The organism is Pseudomonas sp. MD195_PC81_125 (genome assembly GCF_014060985.1).
In the GTDB taxonomy this organism is placed as follows: Bacteria; Pseudomonadota; Gammaproteobacteria; order Pseudomonadales; family Pseudomonadaceae; genus Aquipseudomonas; species Aquipseudomonas parakoreensis.
Window position 1 is genome coordinate 1 of the sequence record NZ_JABULD010000323.1, and the last position, 5,093, is coordinate 5,093.

3 protein-coding genes and 1 pseudogene are annotated in these 5,093 nt (G+C 60.4%); 1 reads left to right on the forward strand and 3 read right to left on the reverse strand.

Annotation, left to right across the window (positions count from 1 at the left end; translation table 11 throughout):
• Positions 1 to 57 precede the first annotated feature (57 nt).
• The 3 genes and pseudogenes from HT737_RS13385 to HT737_RS13395 all read right to left on the reverse strand — a co-directional run bounded on the left by HT737_RS13385 (position 58) and on the right by HT737_RS13395 (position 3,377).
• Complete coding sequence (locus HT737_RS13385; protein ID WP_041063462.1) at positions 58 to 651, reverse strand: YceI family protein; 594 nt, start codon at positions 649 to 651, stop codon at positions 58 to 60.
• A gap of 31 nt (positions 652 to 682) precedes the next feature.
• A complete protein-coding gene (locus tag HT737_RS13390) occupies positions 683 to 1,234 on the reverse strand; it encodes a cytochrome b (protein ID WP_182402821.1) in 552 nt (183 codons plus the stop codon).
• A 347-nt stretch (positions 1,235 to 1,581) separates the two neighbouring features.
• Positions 1,582 to 3,377, reverse strand: a pseudogene (locus HT737_RS13395) (flavin monoamine oxidase family protein).
• 224 nt (positions 3,378 to 3,601) lie between these two features.
• Between HT737_RS13395 and HT737_RS13400 the strand changes: the two are divergent.
• Positions 3,602 to 5,008 carry an adenosylmethionine--8-amino-7-oxononanoate transaminase gene (locus HT737_RS13400; RefSeq protein ID WP_121187621.1) on the forward strand — a complete coding sequence of 469 codons (1,407 nt, stop codon included), beginning with the start codon at positions 3,602 to 3,604 and terminating at the stop codon, positions 5,006 to 5,008.
• The last annotated feature ends 85 nt before the right edge of the window (positions 5,009 to 5,093 follow it).

Genomic DNA, 5,093 nt, shown 5'->3' on the forward strand with positions numbered 1-5,093 from the left:
GGCTATAAAAACGCCCCCGGCCTTGCGACCGGGGGCGTTTTTTGTAAGGCGGCGAAGTTATTTCGCTTTCACACCTTCGAACGAGATGTACAGGTCGACGTTGTCGGACTGTGGACCCAGGTCCATCATCTTGCCGAAATCAGAACGCTTGATGCTGGTAGTACCTTCGAAGCCGGCACGGTAGCCGCCCCATGGATCCTTGCCTTCGCCCAGGAACACGGCCTTGACCACGATTGGCTTGGTCACGCCGTGCAGGGTCAGGTCGCCGGTCACGTCAGCCGTGTCTTTGCCAGCGGCGTTCTTGCCGGTGGATTTGACGCTGGTGGAGACGAACTTGGCGTCAGCGTATTTGCCCACGTCCAGGAAGTCTTTGCTGGCGATGTGCTTGTCGCGCTCGGCGTGGTTGGTGAACACGCTGGCGGTCTTCACGTTGAATTCGATTTTGCTGTCTTCAGGCTTGGCAGCGTCAAAGCTGAACTTGCCGTCGATGTCCTTGAACGTACCGGTGATGTAGCTGTAGCCCAAGTGGCTGATCTTGAAGTCGACGAAAGCGTGCTGGCCTTCCTTGTCGACGGTGTAATCAGCAGCCATCACGTTCGCGGACAGTACGGCCGAACCGATTGCCAGAGCGGCCAGAGTCTTTTTCAACATGCTTTCTTTTCCTTTGAGTCGAGGTTGAATTTCAGGATTTGCGACCGAGCATTCGCGTCAGGGTCGCATCACGATCGATAAAGTGGTGCTTCAATGCTGCCAACGCATGGAGGCCGGAAAAAATTACCAGCGCCCACGCCAGCCAGAGATGAATCACCCCAGCGGTATCTGCCTGATCCGGTAGCCCGGAAACCAGTGCAGGCACTTCAAACAGACCAAATACCGGAATCCCGACACCGTCTGCGGTGGAAATCAGGTAACCGGCAAGCATCACAGCGAACAGCCCGACGTACAGAAACCCGTGGCCGAATTTGGCGCCGATGCGGGTCATGCGGCTGTAGCTTTGCAGCATCGGTGGCGGTGGGCTGATAAAACGCCACAACACCCGCAACACCATCACACCTAGCAGCACCAGACCGATGCTCTTGTGCAGATCCGGCGCGTCTTTGCGCCAGCTGCTGTAGTAATCCAGCCCCACCATCCACAGACCCAGCGCGAACAGTCCAAAGACCGCCAGCGCCACGCCCCAGTGCATGAAGATGCTGACCCAACCATAGCGTGAAGCAGAGTTACGTAGCTGCATTGCCCAAATCCTGTGAGAACTGCGAACCAAGACTAGCGAGTTATCTATCGAATTAAAGCGGAAAATTTTGCTTTGAAATATCGAGAAATACGATCAAGAGTCTGTAAGTGGCTTGTTAAGGAAAGATTAACCGGGAAAAGTGTGGCGGGATGTCAGGTGGAAGATCCTGATGATGTGCTGTATGAACAGGCCTCATCGCGGGCAAGCCCGCTCCCACAGTGGACAATAGCGCACACAAACTCTGCGCTACACCGCAAAATCTGTGGGAGCGGGCTTGCCCGCGATGAGGTTCTCACAGGCAATAAAAAAGCGCGGCCGGAGCCGCGCTTTTCATTCACCGCAAAGCCTTACTGCGCTTTGCTGTCCGTGCCTGCTGCCGGAGCCGGCACTGCAGCAGGCTTGGCCGCTGGCTTCTTCGCCGGCTCAGCCTTTTTCGCCGCAGGCTTGGCCGGGGCCTTTTTTCGCCTCGGTTTTCGCTGCAGGTTTCTTCGCCGCAGGCTTGGCTGGCGCTTTCTTCGCCGGCTCGGCTTTCACCGGAGTCGCTGGTTTCGGCGCTTCCACCGGAGCTGGCGCAGGTGCCGGAGTCGGTGCAGGCGCTGGCGCCGCTGGAGCTGGAGCTGGAGCCGGCTCAGGCGCCTTCGCAGGCTCTGGCTTCTTCTCGTCATCCGAACCGCCAAACAGGTTGCTGAAGAAGTTACCCTTCTTCGCCGCCACGGCACCCGCCCGCGCCCGCCGCTGCTGCAGCCGGAACCACTTTGGCCGGTTCAAACGACTTGCCGGCGGCCAGGTCTTCAACCTGACTGGCCGCACGCTGACCAGTGCGCAGCGCGCCTTCCAGGGTGCCCGGGTACAGGGTGTCGGTGTGTTCACCGGCAAACGCTACACGTTGCAGCGGACGCTCCCACAGGCGCCAGAACTTGCTGATCTGGCCCGGACCGTAAGCCAGGTAAGCGCCGCCCATCGACGGATCGGTGCTGTAACGACGAATTTCATAACCGGTGAACGAGCCACGGGCCTGTGGATAAAACGCGTGCAGGCGGATCAGCACTTGATCGACCATCTGCTTGTCGCCGAACGCCTGCATCACGCGAGCGTTGTCGCCGGACAGGTTGATCACCACGTTCGCGCCGCCCTTCAGCGCCGGTTCGATCCAGAGCATGCCCAAACCTGCGTTGCTGTAGATCTCGCCGGACATGCGCGCCTTGCTTTCCCACACCGGCGTCTTGAACTTCAACATGATCTGGTCGCGCCAGCCGTAGTTGGTGCCCTTGATCGCGGCCAGATGCTGGGCGTCCAGTGCCGGGGTCAGCGCAATCTTGTTCAGCGCGCGCAGCGGCACGGCCAGCACCACGTAATCAGCCTGGTAGCCGACACTGCCGACCTTGACGGTCACGCCGTCCTTGTCCTGAGTGATCGCCGACACCGGCGAGTTGGTCTTGATGGTCTTGATCTGTTTGACGAAGGCCTGGGCCAGCACCTGGCTGCCGCCGACCAGACGCGAGGCACGCAGGTCGCGGTCAGAGACGCCGCGATACACGCGGTTCTGCTGGGCGAAATACAGCAGCGACAGACGCGAAGGCTCGTCGTAATGGGTGCGGATGTCCTGGTTGATCAACTGACGCGCGGTGGCCGGCAGGTTCTGCTTGTCGAGCCAATTCGACACGTTGATCTGATCCAGCGCATGCAGGGTGCTGGTCGCGGCCGGGTTCTGCGGGTCGTCGATCGAGCGCGCCAGGTCGTCGAGGGTTTTCTGGTAGCGCTTCAAGGCATCGGCGGTGGCCGGTTGCTTGGTTGCCAGATCGGCAGCGGAGAAATACTCGCCGTCGATCAGATAACCCGGGGTACGCACGAATTCCGGGGCTGGCGTGGTGCTCAGTTTGAAGGTCGAGACGTACTTGTTCAGCACCGGCTGGGTCTTGTCGTTGCCGATCCACTCGCTGGTGGCCATGCCCGAGCGACCGCCCAGGCTCGGTTTGGCTTCCAGCAGGGTGACCTGCCAGCCCTTGTTTTGCAGCTCGTAAGCCGCGGTCAGGCCCGACAGGCCGCCGCCGATCACGATTGCGGTTTTATCCTTGGCCAGCGCCGTAACGCTGAACAGCCCCAACATCACCAGCGCACAGGCGCGCAGCCAACCGACAGACATTCAGCGAACTCCGGAAATACACGTAGGAAAAAGCAGTTTTTGCGGGTCAGACGACCCAAAGAACCGCGAAGAATACGTCAGCCATCAAAACGCCGCCAGCGACGTCTATCGGCCCATACAAAGTAGCTCAATCGACACAATGGGTTGTTCCGACGCGATGCATTGCATAGGCTTGCGCGATTGTTTGCCCGCGCCTGACGCGAGCCGCCTCGAGGAGACTGTAAATGGGCCTGAATAATCAGTGGATGCAACGCGACCTCGCGGTGTTGTGGCATCCCTGTACCCAGATGAAAGACCACGAACAGCTGCCGCTGATCCCGATCAAGCGCGGTGAAGGCGTCTGGCTCGAAGACTTCGAAGGCAAGCGCTACCTCGACGCCGTCAGCTCCTGGTGGGTCAACGTGTTCGGCCACGCCAACCCGCGCATCAACCAGCGCATCAAGGATCAGGTCGATCAGCTGGAACACGTGATTCTCGCCGGTTTCAGCCATCAACCGGTGATCGAGCTGTCCGAGCGCCTGGTCAAGATGACGCCCGAGGGCCTGAACCGGGTGTTCTACGCCGATAACGGTTCGTCCTGCATCGAAGTCGCGCTGAAAATGAGCTTTCACTACTGGCTCAACCGTGGTCAGCCGAACAAGAAGCGCTTCGTCACCCTGACCAACAGCTACCACGGCGAAACCATGGCGGCGATGGCGGTCGGTGACGTGCCGCTGTTTACCGAAACCTACAAAGCGCTGCTGATGGACACCCTCAAGGTGCCAAGCCCGGATTGCTACCTGCGCCCCGAAGGCATGAGCTGGGAAGAACATTCGCGCAATCTGTTCGCCGCCATGGAACAGACATTGGCAGAGCATCATGCCAGCGTGGCGGCAGTTATCGTCGAACCGTTGATTCAAGGCGCCGGCGGCATGCGCATGTATCACCCGGTGTACCTCAAGCTGCTGCGCGAGGCCTGCGACCGCTACGGCGTGCACCTGATTCACGACGAAATCGCCGTCGGCTTCGGCCGCACCGGCACCATGTTCGCCTGTGAACAGGCCGGCATCCGTCCGGACTTCCTCTGCCTGTCCAAGGCCCTGACCGGTGGCTACCTGCCACTGGCGGCGTGCCTGACCACCGACGAGGTCTACAGCGCGTTCTACGACGACTACCCGACCCTGCGCGCCTTCCTCCACTCGCACAGCTACACCGGCAACCCGCTGGCCTGTGCGGCGGCGTTGGCGACGCTGGATATCTTCGAGCAGGACAACGTCATCGAGAACAACCAGGCGCTGGCCCGGCGCATGGCCTCGGCCACGGCGCATCTGGTTGATCACCCGAACGTCTCGGAAGTGCGGCAGACCGGCATGGTCCTGGCCATCGAGATGGTCAAGGATAAAGCCAGCAAAGAGGCCTACCCTTGGCAGGAACGTCGCGGCCTGAAGGTGTTCCAGCATGCGCTGGAGCGTGGCGCGCTGCTGCGGCCGCTGGGCAGCGTGGTGTATTTCCTGCCGCCGTACGTGATCACCCCGGAGCAGATCGATTTCCTCGCCGAAGTCGCCAGCGAAGGCATCGACATCGCCACTCGCGACAGCGTCAGCGTGGCGGTGCCGAAGGATTTCCACCCGGGCTTCCGTGATCCGGGCTGATCTATTTCACTTAAGCTTCAGCGGTGACCGGACTACCGTCATCGCTGGCAAGCCAGCTCCCACAGGTCCTGCGCAAAACCCTGTG

What these genes read in the sequence shown, in the direction of transcription:
- HT737_RS13385 (WP_041063462.1), bottom strand. Translation starts at nt 651, where the DNA reads ATGTTGAAAAAGACTCTGGCCGCTCTGGCAATCGGTTCGGCCGTACTG.
- HT737_RS13390 (WP_182402821.1), bottom strand. Translation starts at nt 1,234, where the DNA reads ATGCAGCTACGTAACTCTGCTTCACGCTATGGTTGGGTCAGCATCTTC.
- HT737_RS13400 (WP_121187621.1), top strand. Translation starts at nt 3,602, where the DNA reads ATGGGCCTGAATAATCAGTGGATGCAACGCGACCTCGCGGTGTTGTGG.